Origin of the sequence: Streptomyces sp. BJ20, assembly GCF_022869105.1 — a bacterium.
Lineage (GTDB): Bacteria > Actinomycetota > Actinomycetes > Streptomycetales > Streptomycetaceae > Streptomyces > Streptomyces griseoincarnatus.
In genome coordinates this window covers 272,983-291,757 of sequence record NZ_CP094918.1, presented here as the reverse complement: position 1 = coordinate 291,757, position 18,775 = coordinate 272,983, and the positions used below count along the sequence as shown (strand labels likewise).

The window sequence follows — 18,775 nt, the reverse complement described above, 5'->3', positions numbered from 1 at the left end:
GCGCGCACCCCGCGACCGCATCGGTCCGCGGTCGGGAACCCGGCGCGGTGCCGCGCGGGCGCCCCTCATACCCGAGGATGAGCCGGCGTCCGTCAGGTCCTAGAACGGCAGGGTGGCCGTCACCCGGAAGCCGCCGCCGGGCCGGGGGCCGGCGGCGAGGGTGCCGCCGTGCGCGGCGGCCCGCTCCTTCATGCCGACCAGCCCCATCCCGCCGCCGGGCACCGTGGTCCGGCGTCCGGGGCCGGGGCCGTCGTCGGTCACGTCCACCGTCAGCACGCCCTGCCGCGCCGTGACGTCCACCCGGCAGCCGGTCGGCGCGGCGTGCTTGAGCACGTTGGTGAGGGACTCCTGGACGATGCGGAACGCCGCCAGCGCGACACCCTCGGGCGGTTCCTGGTCGTAGCGGGTGCGCAGTTCGACGCGGACGCCTGCCGCCTCGGCGGTCTCGAGCAGCGCGGGCAGGTCCGCGAGGCCGCGGGCGGGCCGCAGGTCCCCGGCCTCGCTCCGGTCCTCACCGCGCAGCACGGTCAGGGTGGCGCGCATGTCGCGCAGCGCCCGGCGGCTGACGTCCTCGATGACCGCCAGGGCCTCCTTGGCCTCCTCGGGGCGGGTGGCCACCACGTGGTTGGCGATGCCGGCCTTGACGGCGATGAGTCCCACGCTGTGGGTGACGACGTCGTGGATGTCGCGGGCGATGCGCAGGCGCTCCTCGGTCTTCGCCTGCTCGGCGGCGTGCTCGATGGCGCGCCGGGTACTGCGTCTGCGCTCCCTGACCGCCGAGCCGGCCGCCCAGGTCGCGCCGAGCACGAGGAGGCCGAACACGGCCTGCACGGCGGTGCTGCCACCCTGGTAGGACTGCCCGCCCGACAGCGTGAGGAGGGCGGCGACCGCCGCGCACAGCCCGGCGACGGCGACGGCCGACACCCCGGGGTCGCGCCGCCGGGTGGTGGCCACCGTGTGGACGGCGTAGGCGGCGGCCAGGAACGAGGCGGGTCCGAGGCCGGCGGCCAGCGCCCCGCAGGCGGCGGCCAGGACGAGGACGAAGACCGGGACGGGCCACAACCGCCTTACGGCGAGCGGGAGTCCGGCGGCCAGGGACAGCGTCCACAGGAGGCCGCCGCCCGTCCCGCCGTCGACGGCCGGCCGCAGCAGCGACACCTGCGGCAGGAGCGTGAACGCGCAGGCCGCCGCCGCGTCCAGCACGATCGCACGCCTCCGGGGCCCCTCACCCATGCCGTCGAACGTAAGCGCTCGCTCCACGGCCCGTCCAACGGGCGCAGGGCCGGACGTCCGCGTGTCGCGCCGGGCGGTGACCGTTTCGGACAGTGTCGTCCGCCCCGCACCACGGCCCACACGGGCGCGCGGTCCTGCGGGTCGCGCGCCCGGAGCCGCCCCCACCACCGCCGACGCCGGAATCGCGGTGGTTCGGCGGGATCCGGCCGATACTCACCCCTCGGACGACACGGGTGCGTTGGCGACCTTGCGTTCTCTCCGGACGCGTCCACATACTCGGCACCACGAGCGCCTTGCGCGCTTTCGATGCACCACCATGCCTGCGCCGACAGGTCATGGCCACGGGGGCCGCTGAAAACCACAACTGACCACGTCACGCCCGGAGTCGGTCGCCTACGGACCGACCCTTCGTCGCGTGTGCCCCCGGGGACCTTCCGGCGCCGTCCGCACCACGTCGACGCATTTCTGGGGGATGTACGAGATGACCGTCAACCTGTTCGTGGTCAGCGACAACGCGGTGTCCCTCGCCGGGCTCGAAGCGATTGTCGATCAGGATGAGGAGTGCGCTCTTGTCGGCCGTGCCACGGACGACTCGGACGACCTCCGACGTCTGTCGGACCTGGCCGGCACCGCCCTCCACCCCGACGTGGTCGTCCTCAGCGAACCGTCCTCCAGCAGAACCGTCTCCGCACGCGTCCGGCACATCGCCTCCGCCTTCCCCGACGAGGCGTCCCGGCCGCACACGATCGTGGTGGCGCAGAACGACGACGACGAGATGATCGTCTCGGCCCTCCGCGCGGGTGTCAACGGCTACCTCTCCCGCCTCGGTTCGGCCGACGAACTGCTCCGCTCCCTGAAGGTCGTCGCCCGGGGCGGCGCCGCCTTCTGCCCCAGCGTCGCGGCCCGCATGAGCCGCTACTTCTCCGCCATGCAGGGCCTGCACGACGGCGCCGGGTTCCCGGGGCTCACCAGCCGCGAGCTGGAGATACTGGAGCTCCTGGCCGGCGGGATGGGGAACCGGCAGATCGCCCGCCGGCTCTTCCTGGCCGAGAAGACCGTCCGCAACTACGTCTCACGCATCTTCGCCAAGCTCGAGGTGCACGACCGGGCGACGGCGGTGGTGATGGCCCGGGACGCGGGCTTCGGCGAGCCCGCCGGGGAACTGGTCCGGAACGGGGCGTGAGCAGCACCGGAACGAGAAAGCCCCGCTCAGACACTGTCTGCGCGGGGCTTGAAGAAGAGCCGCCTTCGGGATTCGAACCCGAGACCTACGCATTACGAGTGCGTTGCTCTGGCCATCTGAGCTAAGGCGGCGCGCCGTGTGCACCATGGTGCGATCAGCGACGTCGGTAAGTCTACACAGTTTCCGGGGGTGCTTCGTACCGCCCCCGGAGGCGGGGCGGAACCCTCGCCTCCGGAGGTGGCCGTACCGGCTACGAGCAGCGCTTTCCGTCCGCCGGAGGGGTGCCGTCGATCAGGTACGTGTTGATCGCCGAGTCGATGCAGGAGCTGCCGCGGCCGTACGCGGTGTGGCCGTCGCCGTCGTAGGTGAGGAGGCGGGCCGAGGAGAGCTGGCCGGCCAGGCCCTTCGCCCAGCGGTACGGGGTCGCCGGGTCCCGGGTGGTGCCGACGACCACGATCGGCGCCGCGCCCTTCGCTTCGATGCGCCGCGCCTCGCCCGTGGCCCGCACCGGCCAGTACGCGCAGTTCAGCGCGGCCCAGGCGAGTCCCTCGCCGAACACCGGGGACGCCTTCTCGAAGTCGGGGAGCGCCTCCCGCACCTGCTCCGGGGCTTCGAAGGCGGGCGGCAGGTCGAGGCAGTTGACGGCCGCGTTGGCGGACATCAGGTTGCTGTACGCACCGCCCGCTTCCCGCTCGTAGTAGCTGTCGGAGAGGACGAGCAGTCCCGCGCCGTCGTTCTCCTTCATCGCCGACGTCAGCGCCTCGCGCAGCCGCTGCCAGGCCGCCTCGTCGTACATCGCGGCGATCACGCCCATCGTCGCCAGCGACTCGGTCAGCTCGCGGCCGTCGGCGTCGCCGGCGGGCAGCGGGCGGGCGTCGAGCTTCCCGAAGAACGTCTTCAGGTTCTCGCCGACCCGCTCCGGGCTCGTCCCCTTGCCGCCCAGGGGGCAGTCGCTCCGCCGCACGCAGTCCTTCGCGAACGCCGTGAACGCCGTGGCGAAGCCCTCCGTCTGCTCCAGGTTGAGGCGGCGCGCGCTCAGCGACGGGTCCATCGCACCGTCCAGCACCAGCCTCCCGGTCCGCTCCGGGAACAGCCCCGCGTACGTCGCCCCCAGCAGCGTGCCGTACGACGCGCCGACGTACGTCAGCTTCTCGTCGCCCAGCACCGCCCGCACGATGTCCATGTCCCGGGCCGTCTCGACGGTCGACACATGCCGCAGCAGCTTCGGCGCCTTCGCCCCGCACCCCTCGGCGAACGTCCGGTACGCGGAGACGAGCGCCTCGGTCTCCTTCTCGTCGTCGGGCGTGGTGTCCGTGCGGGTGTACGCGTCCATCGCGCGTCCGTCCAGGCACTCGACGGGCTCGCTGCGGGCGACGCCGCGCGGGTCGACGGCCACCATGTCGTAGCGGGCGCGCACCTCCTCGGGGTAGCCGATGCCCGCGTACATCTGGAGGTAGTCGACCGCCGAGCCGCCGGGGCCGCCCGGGTTGACCAGCAGGGAGCCCAGCCGCTTGCCGGGTCCGGTGGCCTTCTTGCGGGCGACGGCGAGGCGGACGTCCCCGGCGGACGGTTCGGCGTAGTCGAGCGGGGCCCTGACCGTGGCGCACTGGAACTCGGGGACGCCGCAGTCGCGCCACGCCGGTTCCTGTGCGTAGTACCCGGCGAGGGCCGCGGGGGTCGGGCCGGGCAGCGGGGCGAGGGCGGCGGCCGCTCCCGCCACCGGCGAACTGGCCGTGCTCGTCGAGGTCCCGGAGGAGCAGCCCGCCAGCGACAGCGCGGCCGCGGTGAACAGGGCTGCTGCGGTACGGGTCCTGCGTGGGGTGCGCCGTGTGTGCATACCGGGAGCGTAACGGTGAGCGACCGCACGGACGCTCTGCGCACGCGCCGTGGCCCGGATGAGTGACAAGCTCCTCTCCCGTGCGGCCGGCTCAGCCCGCCCTGAGCGCCATCGTCATCGCCTCCACCGCCAGCAGCGGCGCCACGTTCCGGTCCAGCGCCTCACCGCAGGCCGCGATCGCCTCGATGCGGCGCAGGGTGGACTCGGGCGTGCTGTCGCGGGCCAGGCGCTCCAGCGCGTCCTCGGCGTCGGTGTTGGCGAGGGCGATGCGGGAGCCGAGCTGCAGGGCGAGGACGTCGCGGTAGAAGCTGGTGAGGTCGGCGAGGGCGACGTCGAGGCTGTCGCGCTGGGTGCGCGTCCTGCGCCGCTTCTGCATGTCCTCCAGGTCCTTGACCGCGCCCGCCGTGCCGCGCGGGAGACGGCCGCCCTGGGCCGCGCCCAGCGCCGCCTTCAGGTCCTCGGTCTCCTTGCCGTCCATCTCCTCGGCGAGCTGCTTGGCGTCCTCGGCGGCCGCGTCGACCAGCTCCTGGGCGGCCCTCAGCGCGCCGCCGACATCCTCGACCCGCTGCGGCAGCTTCAGCACGGAGGCGCGACGGGCGCGCGCGGCCGGGTCGGTGGCCAGACGGCGCGCCCGGTCGACGTGGCCCTGGGTGGCGCGGGCGACGGAGGCGGCGACGTCCGGCTCGATGCCCTCGCGGCGGACGAGCATGTCGGCGACGGCCTCCACCGACGGCGTGCTCAGGACGAGGTGGCGGCAGCGGGAGCGGATCGTCGGCAGGACGTCCTCGACGGACGGGGCGCACAGCAGCCACACCGTGCGCGGGGCGGGCTCCTCGACGGCCTTGAGGACGGCGTTGGCGGACTTCTCGTTGAGCCGCTCCGCGTCCTCGACGAGGATCACCTGCCAGCGGCCGTTCGCCGGGGCGGTGAACGACTTGCGGACGGTGTCGCGCATGTCCTTGACCAGGATCTCCGCGCCGACGGCGGCCACCGTGGAGACGTCGGCGTGGGTGCCGACGAGCGCGGTGTGGCAGCCGTCGCAGAAGCCGCAGCCGGGGGCGCCGCCGAGGGCCCGGTCGGGGCTGACGCACTGGAGGGCGGCGGCGAAGGCGCGCGCCGCCTGGTTGCGGCCCGCGCCGGGCGGGCCGGTGAACAGCCACGCGTGCGTCATGCGGGACGCCTCGGGCGGTGGCGCGTCGCTCGCCGCGGCGGTGACGAACGCGTCGGCGTCCCGGGCGGCGGCCGCGAGCTGCTCGCTCACCCGTTCCTGCCCGACCAGGTCGTCCCACACGGTCATGGGTCAGCCCGCCCTTCCGTCGCGTAGTGCTGTGCCGGATCCATTGTGCGGGTCGGGACCGACACCACCGTCCCGGCCGGCACCCGGAGCTGGTTTCCACCGGACACGAAGAACAGCGCCGGGCGCGCCCGGAGGCACGCCCGGCACGGCACAGCCGCGTCTCAGCGCCGGCGCCACCGTCCGCCGCCCCCGCGGCCGTCGTCGTCGCCGTGGTCGTCCTCCTGCGGGCCGAGCAGTTCGTCGGCCAGCGACGGCAGGTCGTCCAACGGGGTCTCCTCCGCCCAGTCGGGACGCTCCCGGCGACGCGGGACGCTCTCCGCGTCGACCTGCGGCAGCTCACGCGTACGGTCCTCGGGCTCCTCGGCGCCGCCCGCGGGAGCGGGCTCGCCCTCGCGCACCGGCGGCAGCACCGCCGTCTCGTCGGCCGCGCCCGGCGGGACGGGAGGCAGCACCGCCGTCTCGTCCGCCGCGCCCGGCGCCTGCGGCCGGGGCAGCTCGGTCGTCACCTCGGCGTCGGCCGGCGCCGGGCGGTCCGCGTCCCGCGCGGCCTCCTCGTCCCGTACGCGCGGCAGGACGGCCGTCTCGTCCACGGGGCCGCCGGTCGCGTTGGTCGGCGTGACCACCGGCGTCGGCACGGTCATCGCCTCGTCGGCGTCCTGACCCGGGGCGGGCCGGGCCGGGGCCTCGGAGGGGGTCGCCGCGGTGCGCGGGCCCGCCTCCGCCGCGGCCGCCGCGCGCTCGGCGAGCTGCCGGGCCTGCTCGGCGCGCAGCAGGGCCTCCTCGGCCTTGCGCTGCTTCTCCAGGCGCTGCGCCTCGGCCTCGGCGCGCAGCCGTGCCTCTTCCTCCGCCTGCTTGCGACGGCGCTCCTCCTCGGCCTTGCGGCGCGCCTCCTCCTCGGCGCGCGCCTTCTCCTCGGCGAGCAGCCGCTGACGCTCCTCCTCCGCGCGGCGGCGGGCCTCCTCGGCGCGCTGCCGGGCCTCCTCCGCCTGGCGCTCGGCCTCACGCCGCTGCGCCTCCTCCAGCTCGCGCCGCTTGCGCTCCTCCTCCTCGGCGCGCAGCTTGGCGAGCTGCTCCTGGCGCTCCCGCTCCAGGCGCTCCTCCTCGGCCTTCCGGGCCGCCTCCTCCTCCGCCTTGCGGCGGGCCTCCTCCTCGGCCTTGCGGCGCGCCTCCTCACGGGCGGCGATCTCGGCCTCGGACAGCGGCAGGACGCGGTCGAGCCGGTGCCGGATCACCGTGGTGACGGCCTCCGCCTCCTGACCCGCGTCGACCACCAGGTAGCGGCCGGGGTCGGCGGCGGCCAGGGTGAGGAAGCCGGAGCGCACGCGCGCGTGGAACTCGGCGGGCTCCGACTCCAGCCGGTCCGGCGCCTCGGTGAACCGCTCCCTGGCGGTCTCCGGCGACACGTCGAGCAGCACCGTCAGGTTCGGGACGAGCCCTGCGGTGGCCCAGCGGTTGATACGGGCGATCTCGGTCGGCGAGAGGTCCCGTCCGGCGCCCTGGTAGGCGACGGAGGAGTCGATGTACCGGTCGGTGATGACGACCGCGCCGCGCTCCAGCGCCGGGCGCACGACGGTGTCCACGTGCTCCGCGCGGTCCGCCGCGTAGAGGAGGGCCTCGGCGCGGTGCGACAGGCCGGCGCTGGAGACGTCCAGCAGGATCGAGCGCAGCCGCTTGCCGACCGGGGTCGCCCCCGGCTCGCGGGTGAGGACGACCTCGTGACCCTTGGAGCGGATCCAGTCGGCGAGGGCCTCGGCCTGGGTGGACTTGCCCGCGCCGTCGCCGCCCTCCAGGGCGATGAAGAAGCCGGTGCCGGCGGACGCGGGGGCGGGGTCGTCGCCACCGAGCAGCGCGTCCCGCAGGTCCTGCCGCAGCGGGACGCCGGAGCGGTCGTCGACCTTGGCCAGCACCAGCGCGGCGACCGGCAGCAGCAGGGCGCCGACGAGCATGAGCGTGAAGGCGGCGCCGCCGTGGGCGAAGACGAACTTGCCGTTCTCCAGGCGGTGCGGGCCGATCGCCGCCGCCACGACGGGGGCGATCACCGCACCGAGTCCCACGTACACGCGGACGGCCGCGTGCAGGTGCTCGGTGACCCGGGACCGGCGCTGCTCCTCGGTCTCCTGGTCGAGCAGGGTGTGCGCGATGTTGGCGGACATGCCCGCCCCGGCGCCGGCGAGCGCCAGGATCAGCAGCACGCTGGTGACGTCCGGGACGAGCCCGGCGGCGAGCAGCGCGAGGCCCGTGAAGGCCAGGGTGAGGGCGAGCATCCGCCGCCGGGAGAGCGACGGCAGCAGGGCGGACGCCGTACGGATGCCGACGACCACGCCGCCGGTGAGCGCGCCCACCATCAGGCCGAACAGGACCGGCCCGCCGCCGAGGTCCTTGGCGTGCAGCACGGCCACGGCGACGGCGGCCGCCACGGCCCCGGCCACGGACGCGCCCGCGACGACCAGCAGCGCCAGCGCGCCGGTGCGGCCCTTGTCGGGTCCGGCGGCGTGCCGCGGGCGGCGCAGGCCCTCCAGCGGCGAGCGCGGGCGGGGCGTGCGGGTGCCGGGCAGTTCGAGGAAGGTGACGACGGACAGCGACGCGGCGAACAGTCCGGCCGCGACGTACGAGGCGAGGGCCGCCTGGTGCCGGCCGAACCACTCGATGCCCGTGCCCAGCAGGTTGTTGCAGAGGGCGGCGACGACGAGCGTCAGGGCGGCGAGCGGTATCGCCACGAAACCGGTGCGCAGCGACAGGCGGCGCAGAGCGTCCAGATGGTCGGGCAGCGGCCGGATGCTGGCGCCCTCGGGCGGCGGACCGGGCAGCAGCGCGGGCGCGGCGCCCTCACGGGACACCGTCCAGAAACGCTCGGCGACGCCGGCCACGAACGCGGTGACGAGCAGGAGCGCCAGGGCGTTGTCGGGCGTCCAGTCGATCCACAGCGGCGCGACGATCAGCAGGGCGGCGCGCAGTCCGTCCGCGCCGACCATGGTCCAGCGGCGGTCCAGCGGCCCGTCCTGCGAGGTGAGCGAGGTGAGCGGGCCGAGGAGCACGGCGCCGAAGAGCAGCGTCGCGAGGATCCGCACGCCGAAAACGGTCGCCACTGCGAACGCCGCTCCGCGGTACCCGCCGCCGAACGCCTGCTCGGCGACCGACGCCTGGAGGACGAGAAGCACGAGCACGAGGAGGGCGAGGACGTCGCCGACCCCGCCCACGAGCTGTGCGCTCCACAACCGTTTCACCTGCGGTCGGCGCAGCAGGGCGCGGACGGCACGCTCGCGGGAGTCCGCGACCAGGGCGTCGTCGGGGGCCGGTGGGGAGGCCGTGGGCTGCTCGGCTCGCGTCATGCGTTCAGCCTATCGGCCCGGGAGGACACCCCGGGGCCGACGCGCCTGACATGCACACGTCCCGACACAGAACCGTGCCGGGACGTTCGCATTCCGAACGCCGGGCGGTGGAACCCGGCGTCAGGTGACGGAGGTTCCACTGCCCGGCGGGACGGAGATCAGTCCTCCGCGCCGTTCGCCGCGGCCGTCTTCTTGGCGGCGGTCTTCTTCGCCGTCGTCTTCTTGGCGGCCGTGGTCGTCTTCGCGGCGGTCGTCTTCTTCGCCGCCGTCTTCTTCGCCGGGGCCTTCTTGGCCGTCGTCTTCTTGGCGGTCTTCTTCGCCGTCTTCTTGGCGGGACCCTTGGCGCGCTTCTCGGCCAGCAGCTCGAACCCGCGCTCCGGCGTGATCGTCTCCACACTGTCGCCCGAGCGCAGCGTCGCGTTGGTCTCGCCGTCGGTGACGTACGGGCCGAAGCGGCCGTCCTTCACCACGACCGGCTTCTCGCTGACCGGGTCGGTGCCCAGCTCCTTCAGCGGCGGCTTGGCCGCGGCCCGGCCACGCTGCTTGGGCTGCGCGTAGATCGCCAGAGCCTCCTCCAGCGTGATGGTGAACAGCTGCTCCTCCGCCGTCAGCGACCGCGAGTCCGTGCCCTTCTTCAGGTACGGGCCGTAGCGGCCGTTCTGCGCGGTGATCTCCTGGCCCTCGGCGTCCACGCCGACCACGCGCGGCAGCGACATCAGCTTCAGCGCGTCGTCGAGCGTCACCGTGTCCAGGGACATCGACTTGAAGAGCGAGGCGGTGCGCGGCTTGACCGCGTTCTTGCCGGTCTTCGGTGTGCCCTCGGGCAGGATCTCCGTCACGTACGGGCCGTAGCGGCCGTCCTTGGCGACGATCGTGTGCCCGGTCGCCGGGTCGGTGCCCAGCTCGAAGTCGCCGCTCGGCTTGGCGAGCAGCTCCTCGGCCAGCTCGACCGTCAGCTCGTCGGGCGCCAGGTCGGCCGGGATGTCGGCACGCTGGTGCTCGTCGGTGTCCTTCTCACCGCGCTCGATGTACGGGCCGTAGCGCCCGACCCGCAGCACGATGCCGTTGCCCACCGGGAACGACGACACCTCGCGCGCGTCGATCGCGCCCAGGTCGGTCACCAGCTCCTTGAGGCCGCCGAGGTGGTCCCCGTCGCCGTTGCCCGCGTCGGCGGCGCCGCCGTTGCCCGCGCCCTCGCCGAAGTAGAAACGCTTCAGCCACGGCACGGCGCGGGCCTCGCCGCGGGCGATGCGGTCGAGGTCGTCCTCCATCTTCGCGGTGAAGTCGTAGTCGACGAGCCGGCCGAAGTGCTTCTCCAGCAGGTTGACCACGGCGAAGGAGAGGAACGACGGCACCAGGGCCGTGCCCTTCTTGAACACGTAGCCGCGGTCGAGGATCGTTCCGATGATCGACGCGTACGTCGACGGGCGGCCGATCTCCCGCTCCTCCAGCTCCTTGACCAGCGAGGCCTCGGTGTAGCGGGCCGGGGGCTTGGTGGCGTGGCCGTCGACCGAGATCTCCTCGGCGCTCAGCGCGTCGTCCTCGGCGACCTGCGGCAGCCGGCGCTCCCGGTCGTCCAGCTCGGCGTTCGGGTCGTCGGCGCCCTCGACGTAGGCCTTGAGGAAGCCGTGGAAGGTGATGGTCTTGCCGGACGCGCTGAACTCGACGTCCCGGCCGTCCGCGGCGGTGCCGCCGATCTTCACCGTCACGCTGTTGCCGGTCGCGTCCTTCATCTGCGAGGCGACGGTCCGCTTCCAGATCAGCTCGTAGAGCTTGAACTGGTCGCCGGTCAGACCGGTCTCGGCGGGCGTGCGGAAACGGTCCCCCGAAGGACGGATCGCCTCGTGCGCCTCCTGCGCGTTCTTGACCTTGCCGGCGTAGGTGCGCGGCTGGGGCGGCAGGTAGTCGGCTCCGTACAGCTGCGTGACCTGGGCGCGGGCGGCGGCGACCGCCGTCTCGCTCAGGGTCGTCGAGTCCGTACGCATGTAAGTGATGTAGCCGTTCTCGTACAGCTTCTGCGCGATCTGCATCGTGGCCTTCGCGCCGAAGCCGAGCTTGCGGCTCGCCTCCTGCTGCAGCGTCGTCGTACGGAACGGCGCGTACGGCGAGCGGCGGTACGGCTTGGACTCGACCGAGCGGACCGCGAACCGCGTGTCCTCCAGGGCGGCGGCGAGCGCACGGGCGTTCGCCTCGTCGAGGTGAAGGGTGCCCGCGCTCTTCAGCTGTCCCAGCGAGTCGAAGTCGCGGCCCTGCGCGACCCGGCGTCCGTCGACCGTCTGCAACCGCGCGACCAGCGTCGACGGGTCGCTCGCGTCACCGGCGCGGCCGGTGGAGAAGGTGCCGGTCAGGTCCCAGTACTCGGCGGAGCGGAACGCCATGCGCTCGCGCTCCCGCTCGACCACGAGCCGGGTGGCGACGGACTGCACGCGGCCGGCGGACAGCCGCGGCATGACCTTCTTCCACAGGACCGGCGAGACCTCGTAGCCGTAGAGACGGTCGAGGATGCGGCGGGTCTCCTGGGCGTCGACCAGCTTCTGGTTGAGCTCGCGCGGGTTGGCCACGGCCTCCCGGATCGCGTCCTTGGTGATCTCGTGGAACACCATGCGCTTGACCGGGATCTTCGGCTTGAGCACTTCCTGGAGGTGCCACGCGATGGCCTCGCCCTCGCGGTCCTCATCGGTGGCGAGGAAGAGCTCGTCGGACTCCTTCAGCAGGTCCTTGAGCTTCTTGACCTGCGCCTTCTTGTCCGCGTTGACCACATAGATCGGCTGGAAGTCATGGTCGACGTCCACACCGAGGCGGCGCACCTCGCCCGTGTACTTGTCCGGAACCTCGGCAGCGCCGTTGGGGAGGTCGCGAATGTGCCCGACGCTCGCCTCGACGATGTAACCGGGGCCGAGATAGCCCTTGATCGTCTTCGCCTTGGCAGGCGACTCGACGATGACGAGTCGGCGGCCGCCGTTCGCGGTCTCGCTGGTCGGGGACAACTTCGCTCTTCTCTCCGTCGACGCTCGGGCCTCCCCAGGCGCTTCTCCCCGGGGTCGGGTCATGGTGACGCTGCGGAGTGTGACGGTACATCCCGCCCCCGTGTCAAACGGGAAAAGCCCGCAACGGCCACTCGAACGGTAACCCGACTACCACCGTTCCTGCCGCCCGGAGTGTCCAGACTCCGCCCGCTCTCATGCGGAGGGCGACCCTTCGGTTACTGCGGGGTGCGGATCCCGGCGCGCCTCAGAGACGGCCGAAGCACCAGACGCCGAGGGCCAGGGAGACCAGCGCGACGGCCCCGGCGACCGTGGCCGATGGGACGCGGCTCACACCGAGCGCGACCGGGCGGTGCTGCCGCGCACGGGACACCGTCCAGGCCAGCAAACCGGCACCGAACAGGCAGAACACCGTCCCCGCGTAGATCGCCGGCCCGCTCTCCATGGTCGCCCGCGCCCCCTCTCGTCCGTCCCTGCGCCGACTGCTCGGGACGCTGCCACGCGTGGGCGGCGGGAGGACGAACCGGAGGTGAACGGAGCGGCTCGGGAGGGCGGCGAGGCGTCCGGAAGCGGGCGCGCGCGGTCCGCTTCCGGAAATTTTCACCGGGATCCGGACGGTCCCGCACCGGGACCGACAGGGGCGTGAAAGATGCGGCGCACGACACAGGGGCGTACGGGACCCGGTCACCGTGGCGTGTGTGCTTCGAGGGGCGCGTGTGGGTTGGTGTGGCGCGGTCTCGTTGCCGTCCGCGGGGCGGTGGGGGCTGGTCGCGCAGTTCCCCGCGCCCCTTGCGGGTGCTGCGGTGAACGCGACCCGAAGGGGCCTGGGGAACTGCCCGAGCAACCCACGACTGCCCGCACCCGGGCGGGCCGCCCGTGCCGGACCTCTCAGTCCACCGGGTCCAGGAACCCCTGCTCGACCAGCAGCCGGATCTGCGCCGGGGTGCGGTCGCGCAGCAGGACGGGGTCCTCGCCGAGAAGCTGGGCGATGGCGTCCAGGATCCGGCCCGCGGTCATGGTGCCGTCGCAGACGCCGGCGAAGCCCGCGCCGATGGTGTCGACCTTGGTCGCCCGGCGCATGCCGCGGTTCTGCCGCAGCACGACATGCTCGGGGTCCTCGGCGCCCGGCAGCCCGACCTGCTCCTGCACCACCTCGGGCGCCAGCGCGAAACGCGCCTCCAGCAGCGCGGCGTCGTCGTGCGACCGCAGGTAGTCCAGCCGATCGAAGTGGGCGCGGACCGTGTCGCCGAGCGGCTGCTCCACCGGGTGCGGCCACTCCTCCACCGTGACCGACGGCACGGCCGCGTCCGACCGGCGCAGGGTGATCCACCCGAAGCCGACCGCCTTCACCCCGCGCGCCTCGAACTCGTCCAGCCACGCGTCGTACCGCGCCCGGTACTCCGCCTCGTCCCCGCGGTGGTCGCCCGCGTCCCGCAGCCACAGCTCGGCGTACTGCGTCACGTCCTGCACCTCGCGCTGCACGATCCACGCGTCGCAGCCGCGCGGCACCCAGGAGCGGAGCCGGTCCTGCCAGTCCTCCCCCTCCACGTGCTGCCAGTTGGCGAGGAACTGCGCGTACCCGCCCCCGTTGAGCCGCCGGCCCGCCTGCTGCACCAGCGTGCGGCAGAGGTCGTCCCCGCCCATCCCGCCGTCGCGGTAGGTGAGCCGCGCCCCGGGCGAGATGACGAACGGCGGGTTGGACACGATCAGGTCGTACGTCTCGTCGTCCCGCAGCGGGGCGAACAGCGACCCCTCGCGCAGACCGGCGGCCGGGACCCCGGACAGCGCGAGGGTGAGCGCCGTGATGTGCAGGGCGCGCGGGTTCACGTCGGTGGCGGTCACGCGTGTGGCGTGCCGGGCGGCGTGCAGCGCCTGGATGCCGGAGCCCGTGCCGACGTCGAGCGCGGAGTCGACGGGCGTACGGACGGTGATGCCGGCCAGGGTCATGGAGGCGCCGCCGACGCCGAGCACCACGCCCGCGTCCCGGCTGCCGATGCCCCCGGCACCGCCGACCGCGCACCCGAGGTCCGACACCACGAACCAGTCCTCGCCGTCGGACCCGCCGTACGGCCGGACGTCCACGGTGGCCGCGAGCGTGTCGCCGCCCACGGGGCGGAGCCAGCCGCTCTCCAGGCACACGTCCACGGGCAGGACGCCGTCCAGGCCCGCGCGCGGCACCGGCTGCTGGAGCAGGAACAGTCGTACGAGCAGCTCCAGCGGGGTGTCCCCGCGGGTGGCACGGAGCGCGGGCACGGTCTCGCTGCGGGCCAGCGCCGCGTACGCGGGGGCGCCGAGCAGGTCGAGCAGTCCGTCGGCGGTGAAGGAGGCGCCGAGCAGCGCCTCCCGCAGCCGGGCGGCGGCGTCGGTGCGGTCGGACGAGGGCAGGGGCGGCAGGCTGGCGTCACTCACGCCTCCCATTGTGGCCGCCGCCCCCACCCGGCGCGCACCCGCGGCCGCTGAGCCGCCGTCAGCCGGGCGGCCCGTACCGCGCGAGCCGCCGTCAGCTCTTGGTCGCGCCCGCCGACGCGGTGGCGGTCTGGCAGCTGGCCTGACGGGACATGGCCTCGCCGACCTCGCCCTCCTCCAGGGTGCTGAGGGCGTCGCTGCCGCTCTTGCTCAGCTTGTCCAGCTCGGCCGCGATGTCCTTCAGACCGTCGGCGAAGTCCGCCTGGTCCTCGGTGTTGAGGCCGTCGACCTGCTTCTTGAGGCCGGCGTAGGACGCGGAGATGCTGTTGAGCTCCTTCACGGCGTCCTGCTGCTTCTGCTCGCCGTTCTCCACGTCGGGCGCGCCCGCCTTGTTCACGGCGGCGCCGATGGCCTTGTAGGCGTCGGACATGTCCTGGAAGGCCTTCGAATCGGCCTGCTGGACCGCCTGCGGCGTGCTGTTGTCCGAGGTCTCCTTCTGGATGGCGGTGTTGGCCGCCTTGATCTTGGCGGCCTGCGGCTGCACGGCGTCGCAGACCTCCTTCGCCCATGCGTCCAGCTTCTCGTCGCTGTCGTCGCCGCCGCATCCCGTCAGCGCCAGTACCAGTACCGCACCGCCGGACAGTGCGGCCGCGAGCTTCTTGTTCACCGGATTGGTCCCTTCCATGGCCTTCGGCCCCGGAACATACACGCCGGATGGCCTACACCCACGTGGCGAACGTCCGGTAAGAGACTTTTGTAACCATTTGCACCAGGCGAGACAAGGGTCACGGACCGGAAACCGTGCGGGCGGGCGGCGCGCCAATCCGCGCCGCCCGCCCACGCCTTGAACCGGTGTCCGGCTCGCCCTACCGGGAAACCACCGCCGGGTCGGGCGAGTTGGGCCTCGGCTCCGCGTCGCCCTCCTCGTCGTCCACGGCGATCCCGCGCCGCTTGGACACGTACACCGCCGCGATGATCACCAGCGCGGAGACGACCGCGATCAGCACCCGCATGCCGACGCTCTTGTCGGCGCCGTAGGAGAACTTGATGACCGCGGGCGCGATGAGCAGCGCCACCAGGTTCATGACCTTCAGCAGGGGGTTGATCGCCGGTCCTGCGGTGTCCTTGAACGGGTCGCCGACCGTGTCGCCGATGACGGTGGCCGCGTGGGCCTCGCTGCCCTTGCCGCCGTGGTGGCCGTCCTCGACGAGCTTCTTGGCGTTGTCCCACGCGCCGCCGGAGTTGGCGAGGAACACCGCCATCAGCGTGCCCGCGCCGATGGCGCCGGCCAGGAAGGCGCCGAGCGCTCCCACACCGAGCGTGAACCCGATGAAGATGGGCGCCGTCACCGCGAGCAGACCGGGCGTGGCGAGCTCCCGCAGGGCGTCCTTGGTGCAGATGTCGACGACCTTGCCGTACTCGGGCGTCTCGGTGTGGTCCATGATCCCGGGCTTCTCACGGAACTGCCGCCGCACCTCGTAGACCACCGAACCCGCCGACCGCGACACCGCGTTGATCGCCAGCCCCGAGAAGAGGAAGACGACCGCCGCGCCCGCGATCAGGCCGACGAGGTTGTTCGGCTGCGAGATGTCCATCATCAGGCTCAGTGGCGCGCCCTCGCCGCTGAGCCGTTCGCCCACCTCCCGCGCGCCGGTGGTGATGGCGTCCCGGTACGAGCCGAACAGCGCCGCCGCCGCGAGGACGGCCGTGGCGATGGCGATGCCCTTGGTGATGGCCTTGGTGGTGTTGCCGACGGCGTCCAGGTTGGTGAGCACCTGCGCGCCCGCGCCCTCGACGTCACCGGACATCTCGGCGATGCCCTGCGCGTTGTCGGAGACCGGGCCGAAGGTGTCCATCGCGACGATCACGCCGACCGTGGTGAGCAGACCGGTGCCGGCCAGTGCCACCGCGAACAGCGCCAGCATGATCGACGTGCCGCCGAGCAGGAACGCCCCGTACACGCCGAGTCCGATCAGCAGGGCGGTGTAGACGGCCGATTCCAGACCCACGGAGATACCGGCGAGGATCACGGTGGCCGGCCCGGTCAGTGAGGTCTTCCCGATGTCCCGCACGGGGCGCCGGGTGGTCTCGGTGAAGTAGCCGGTGAGCTGCTGGATCAGCGCGGCCATCACGATGCCGATGGCCACCGCGACCAGCGCGAGGATCCGCGGGTCGCCGCTCTTGGCCAGGACCGCCTCGTCGGTCACCCCGGTGAGGTCGGCGTACGACGACGGCAGGTAGACGAACGTCGCGATCGCGACCAGCGCGAGCGAGATCGCCGCGGAGATGAAGAACCCGCGGTTGATCGCGCTCATGCCGCTGCGGTCGGCGCGCCGGGGCGCCACCGCGAAGATGCCGATCATCGCGGTGATCACACCGATCGCGGGGACGAGCAGCGGGAACGCGAGACCCGCGTTGCCGAACGCCGCGGACCCGAGGATCAGCGCGGCCACCAGCGTCACGGCGTACGACTCGAAGAGGTCGGCCGCCATGCCCGCGCAGTCGCCGACGTTGTCGCCCACGTTGTCGGCGATGGTCGCGGCATTGCGCGGATCATCCTCCGGAATGCCCTGCTCGACCTTGCCGACCAGGTCGGCGCCGACGTCGGCGGCCTTGGTGAAGATGCCGCCGCCGACCCGCATGAACATCGCGATCAGCGCGGCCCCGAGACCGAATCCCTCGAGCACCTTCGGCGCGTCGGCCGCGTACACCAGCACGACACAGGCGGCGCCGAGCAGACCCAGCCCCACCGTGAACATGCCGACCACACCGCCCGTACGGAAAGCGATCTTCATCGCCTTGTGCGAAACGCTGGTGAGATCCTTTTCCGGCTCGCCCTCGGCCGGAGTGGCTTCCCGGGCCGCGGCTGCGACCCGGACATTGCTGCGTACCGCGAGCCACATGCCGATATAGCCGGTGGCCGCCGAGAACGCCGCTCCGATCAAGAAGAACACCGACCGCCCGGCACGCTGATTCCAGTCGTCCGCGGGCAACAGCATGAGCAGGAAGAAAACGATCACGGCGAATACGCCGAGCGTGCGCAGTTGGCGGGCCAGATAGGCGTTGGCGCCCTCCTGGACCGCGGCCGCGATCTTCTTCATGCTGTCGGTGCCCTCGCCGGCCGCGAGCACCTGGCGCACCAGGACCGCCGCGACGGCCAGCGCCGCCAGGGCCACGATGCCGATGGTCACCACGAGCACGCGGTTCTCGTCGGTCAGCACGGCGGCTGCGAGGGATGTGGGTTGGCCCGACTCGTATGAGATGGAAAGCCCCGCCATTCGTCCTCCTTGACGCTTGGGCTGAGCTCAAGATGTGGACGGGATTGTAGGTACCGGAACCTGATCTAAACAGACCGCGAGAAATGTAAATGGCGTGCAGTCGCTCTTCACCATTGATCTCCGATGACCGGCCGACCGGAAATCGGTAATGCCTTTGAGGCATTCTCGTGATCGCATATCCCGGGCGCGGAGGATCGTGAACGAATTCACGCGATCTTCCGCTGGGAACCACTGTAAGCGCGGTCCCCGGCACCCGCACATGCCGAAGGGCCCCCATGCAGGGGGCCCTTCGGAAAACGGTCGGCGTACGGGTGAACCGGTCAGGTGAACGTCGCGGCCGGCGGCGTGGTGGGCCACCTCATGCGGATCGATCCGCCGTTCTCCCCGGCACTGACCTCGACGTCGTCGACGAGGCCGCTGATGACCGCGAGGCCCATCTCGTCCTCCTCGGTCTCCGCGTCGGGGTCGCCGAGCACCTCGTCGGCCGAGCGGGCTTGGACAGGGGCGTGCGGGGCCTCGTCGCCGACCTCGATGGAGAACTGCTTCTCCTCCTCGATCAGCAGCACCTTCACGGGCGCCGAGATGCCCCCGTGCTGGTGCAGTCCGACGGCCCGGGTACAGGCCTCGCCGACGGCGAGTCTCACCTCGTCGAGGACGGCCTCGTCCACTCCGGCCCTGCGCGCCACCGCCGCCGCCACGAGCCGGGCGGTCCGGACGTGCTCGGGCAGCGCGCTGAAGCGGAGTTCGACGGTGGCCATGCATCCCCCTCGCGACTACGGGCGTGCGGTGAAGGGGCCGGGCCGCCGAACGCCCGGCCCCCTTCGGTGTCTCTCGTGCTGCCCGGGCACGACCGCCCGGGAGCGAGTGGTCAGTCGGTCGCCGCCACCGCTTCCTCGACCGAGGTGTGGATCGGGAACACCTTGGTGAGGCCGGTGATGCGGAAGATCTTCAAAATGCGCTCCTGGTTGCAGACCAGGCGCAGCGAGCCCTCATGGGCTCGTACCCGCTTCAGGCCGCCGACCAGCACGCCGAGACCGGCGGAGTCGAGGAAGTCCACACCCTCCATGTCGACGACAAGGTGGAAACTGCCGTCGTTCACCAGCTCGACCAGCTGCTCGCGCAGCTTGGGCGCGGTATATACGTCGATTTCGCCACCGACCCTGACGATCGTGCGATCGCCCACGGTCTCGGTCGACAGGGACAGGTCCACGGATCCTCCAGCACCTAG

12 protein-coding genes and 1 tRNA gene are annotated in these 18,775 nt (G+C 72.7%); 1 reads left to right on the top strand and 12 read right to left on the bottom strand.

Going from position 1 to position 18,775, the window contains the following annotated elements; translation table 11 throughout:
- Positions 1-99 precede the first annotated feature (99 nt).
- The gene (locus tag MTR79_RS01405) at positions 100-1,233 is read right to left on the bottom strand and encodes a sensor histidine kinase (RefSeq protein WP_189363878.1); all 1,134 of its coding nucleotides are present in this window, start codon (positions 1,231-1,233) and stop codon (positions 100-102) included.
- A 481-nt stretch (positions 1,234-1,714) separates the two neighbouring features.
- Here MTR79_RS01405 and MTR79_RS01400 point away from each other — a divergent pair, with 481 nt between their 5' ends.
- Positions 1,715-2,416 carry a response regulator transcription factor gene (locus MTR79_RS01400; RefSeq protein WP_189363877.1) on the top strand — a complete coding sequence of 234 codons (702 nt, stop codon included), beginning with the start codon at positions 1,715-1,717 and terminating at the stop codon, positions 2,414-2,416.
- A gap of 57 nt (positions 2,417-2,473) precedes the next feature.
- Here the strand turns inward: MTR79_RS01400 and MTR79_RS01395 are convergent.
- The 11 genes from MTR79_RS01395 to bldG form a co-directional block, all read right to left on the bottom strand.
- Positions 2,474-2,547, bottom strand: a tRNA-Thr gene (locus MTR79_RS01395).
- Between the two features lie 119 nt (positions 2,548-2,666).
- Positions 2,667-4,253: an alpha/beta hydrolase gene (locus MTR79_RS01390; protein WP_244788828.1), complete on the bottom strand. Its 1,587-nt coding sequence runs from the start codon at positions 4,251-4,253 to the stop codon at positions 2,667-2,669.
- 91 nt (positions 4,254-4,344) lie between these two features.
- Positions 4,345-5,550: a DNA polymerase III subunit delta' gene (locus tag MTR79_RS01385; RefSeq protein WP_086700794.1), complete on the bottom strand. Its 1,206-nt coding sequence runs from the start codon at positions 5,548-5,550 to the stop codon at positions 4,345-4,347.
- A gap of 161 nt (positions 5,551-5,711) precedes the next feature.
- Positions 5,712-8,879 (bottom strand): dTMP kinase, encoded by a 3,168-nt coding sequence (tmk, locus tag MTR79_RS01380; RefSeq protein ID WP_244788826.1) that lies wholly within the window; start codon positions 8,877-8,879, stop codon positions 5,712-5,714.
- A gap of 158 nt (positions 8,880-9,037) precedes the next feature.
- Positions 9,038-11,866 (bottom strand): type I DNA topoisomerase, encoded by a 2,829-nt coding sequence (gene topA, locus MTR79_RS01375; RefSeq protein ID WP_244788824.1) that lies wholly within the window; start codon positions 11,864-11,866, stop codon positions 9,038-9,040.
- Between the two features lie 244 nt (positions 11,867-12,110).
- Entirely contained in the window at positions 12,111-12,308 is a 198-nt protein-coding gene (locus MTR79_RS01370) for a hypothetical protein (protein ID WP_244788822.1), read from the bottom strand.
- Positions 12,309-12,751: 443 nt separating this feature from the next.
- Positions 12,752-14,281, bottom strand: coding sequence for a methyltransferase (locus tag MTR79_RS01365; RefSeq protein WP_189363862.1), 1,530 nt, complete (start codon positions 14,279-14,281; stop codon positions 12,752-12,754).
- An 82-nt stretch (positions 14,282-14,363) separates the two neighbouring features.
- Positions 14,364-14,954 carry a small secreted protein gene (locus MTR79_RS01360; RefSeq protein WP_086703791.1) on the bottom strand — a complete coding sequence of 197 codons (591 nt, stop codon included), beginning with the start codon at positions 14,952-14,954 and terminating at the stop codon, positions 14,364-14,366.
- 181 nt (positions 14,955-15,135) lie between these two features.
- Entirely contained in the window at positions 15,136-17,547 is a 2,412-nt protein-coding gene (locus MTR79_RS01355) for a sodium-translocating pyrophosphatase (RefSeq protein ID WP_244788820.1), read from the bottom strand.
- Between the two features lie 320 nt (positions 17,548-17,867).
- Complete coding sequence (locus tag MTR79_RS01350) at positions 17,868-18,305, bottom strand: ATP-binding protein (RefSeq protein ID WP_086703794.1); 438 nt, start codon at positions 18,303-18,305, stop codon at positions 17,868-17,870.
- Between the two features lie 110 nt (positions 18,306-18,415).
- A complete protein-coding gene (gene bldG, locus MTR79_RS01345) occupies positions 18,416-18,757 on the bottom strand; it encodes an anti-sigma factor antagonist BldG (RefSeq protein ID WP_244788818.1) in 342 nt (113 codons plus the stop codon).
- Positions 18,758-18,775 lie beyond the last annotated feature (18 nt).

What these genes read in the sequence shown, in the direction of transcription:
- MTR79_RS01405 (WP_189363878.1), bottom strand. Translation starts at nt 1,233, where the DNA reads ATGGGTGAGGGGCCCCGGAGGCGTGCGATCGTGCTGGACGCGGCGGCG.
- MTR79_RS01400 (WP_189363877.1), top strand. Translation starts at nt 1,715, where the DNA reads ATGACCGTCAACCTGTTCGTGGTCAGCGACAACGCGGTGTCCCTCGCC.
- MTR79_RS01390 (WP_244788828.1), bottom strand. Translation starts at nt 4,253, where the DNA reads ATGCACACACGGCGCACCCCACGCAGGACCCGTACCGCAGCAGCCCTG.
- MTR79_RS01385 (WP_086700794.1), bottom strand. Translation starts at nt 5,550, where the DNA reads ATGACCGTGTGGGACGACCTGGTCGGGCAGGAACGGGTGAGCGAGCAG.
- tmk (WP_244788826.1), bottom strand. Translation starts at nt 8,879, where the DNA reads ATGACGCGAGCCGAGCAGCCCACGGCCTCCCCACCGGCCCCCGACGAC.
- MTR79_RS01370 (WP_244788822.1), bottom strand. Translation starts at nt 12,308, where the DNA reads ATGGAGAGCGGGCCGGCGATCTACGCGGGGACGGTGTTCTGCCTGTTC.
- MTR79_RS01365 (WP_189363862.1), bottom strand. Translation starts at nt 14,281, where the DNA reads ATGGGAGGCGTGAGTGACGCCAGCCTGCCGCCCCTGCCCTCGTCCGAC.
- MTR79_RS01360 (WP_086703791.1), bottom strand. Translation starts at nt 14,954, where the DNA reads ATGGAAGGGACCAATCCGGTGAACAAGAAGCTCGCGGCCGCACTGTCC.
- MTR79_RS01355 (WP_244788820.1), bottom strand. Translation starts at nt 17,547, where the DNA reads ATGGCGGGGCTTTCCATCTCATACGAGTCGGGCCAACCCACATCCCTC.
- MTR79_RS01350 (WP_086703794.1), bottom strand. Translation starts at nt 18,305, where the DNA reads ATGGCCACCGTCGAACTCCGCTTCAGCGCGCTGCCCGAGCACGTCCGG.